Here is a 1127-nt window from a genome sequence, read left to right as displayed (position 1 = left end):
ATCTCCGAGGAGCACGAGATGCTCCGCGAGGCGGTGCGTTCGCTGGCCGAGGCGAAGATCGCGCCGTTCGCGGCGGAGGTGGACGAGCAGGGGCGGTTCCCGCAGGAGGCGCTGGACGCGCTGCGGGGCAATGACCTGCACGCGGTGCACGTGCCGGAGGAGTACGGCGGTGCGGGGGCGGACGCGCTGGCGACGGTGATCGTGATCGAGGAGGTCGCGCGGGTGTGCGGCTCGTCGTCGCTGATCCCGGCGGTGAACAAGCTGGGCTCGCTGCCGGTGCAGCTGTCGGGCTCGGAGGAGCTGAAGGCGAAGTACCTGGGGGCGCTGGCGCGGGGCGAGGGGATGTTCTCGTACTGCCTGTCGGAGCCGGAGGCGGGTTCGGACGCGGCGGGGATGAAGACCCGGGCGGTGCGCGACGGTGACTTCTGGGTGCTCAACGGTGTGAAGCGGTGGATCACCAACGCGGGTGTGTCGGAGTTCTACACCGTGATGGCGGTGACCGACCCGGAGAAGCGGTCGAAGGGCATCTCGGCGTTCGTGGTGGAGAAGGGCGACGAGGGCGTGTCGTTCGGTGCGCCGGAGAAGAAGCTCGGGATCAAGGGTTCGCCGACGCGTGAGGTGTACTTCGACAACGTGCGGATCCCGGCGGACCGGATGATCGGTGCGGAGGGCACCGGTTTCCAGACCGCGATGAAGACGCTGGACCACACGCGGGTGACGATCGCGGCGCAGGCGGTGGGCATCGCGCAGGGTGCGCTGGACTACGCGAAGAACTACGTCAAGGAGCGCAAGCAGTTCGGCAGGGCGATCGCGGAGTTCCAGGGTGTCCAGTTCATGCTGGCGGACATGGCGATGAAGCTGGAGGCCGCGCGGCAGATGACGTACGTGGCGGCGGCGAAGTCGCAGCGCGGGGACGCGGACCTGACGTTCTTCGGTGCGGCGGCGAAGTGCTTCGCCTCGGACGTGGCGATGGAGGTGACCACGGACGCGGTGCAGCTGCTGGGTGGCTACGGCTACACCCGGGACTACCCGGTGGAGCGGATGATGCGCGACGCGAAGATCACCCAGATCTACGAGGGCACCAACCAGGTCCAGCGCATCGTGATGGCCCGCAACCTGCCGTAACG

General features: G+C 68.4%; 1 protein-coding gene. It reads left to right on the top strand.

Translation table 11 applies throughout. The features are described from left to right. The coding region (locus tag ACWC9T_RS41990; RefSeq protein WP_449826273.1) for an acyl-CoA dehydrogenase at positions 1-1125 on the top strand (1125 nt) is incomplete at its 5' end. Positions 1126-1127: the final 2 nt, after the last annotated feature.

The organism is Kitasatospora sp. NPDC001159 (genome assembly GCF_053598235.1).
This window is presented reverse-complemented; position numbering and strand designations above follow the sequence as displayed.